Below are 275 nucleotides of genomic sequence, written 5' to 3'. Positions count from 1 at the left end.
AAGGAACTCAATCCAAAACTGAACATAATACTTACTGTCTCACCTGTACCACTTACCGCGACCGCTACAGATAAACATATACTAGTTGCTAGTTATTATTCGAAAGCTGTGTTACGAGCGGTTGCCGGTTATCTTTCTGATTATTTCGAAGATATAAGCTATTTCCCCTCATTTGAAATTATTTCAGTTAATTCAAGCAATGACTTTAGATTCGAAAATAATAGAAGAACCGTGTCGCCAAAGGGTGTCGATTACGTGATGAAACACTTCAAATC

At 37.1% G+C, this 275-nt stretch carries 1 protein-coding gene; it reads left to right on the top strand.

The features are described from left to right. Window positions 1–275 (top strand): GSCFA domain-containing protein (locus AAEY79_RS14790; RefSeq protein ID WP_352289111.1); only part of this gene is annotated, 275 nt, incomplete at both ends.

The organism is Psychrobacter sp. GW64-MNA-CIBAN-0177 (assembly GCF_040309585.1).
GTDB lineage: Bacteria > Pseudomonadota > Gammaproteobacteria > Pseudomonadales > Moraxellaceae > Psychrobacter > Psychrobacter okhotskensis.
Note: the sequence above shows the minus strand (reverse complement) of the source record. Positions and strands in the feature narration are given on the sequence as shown.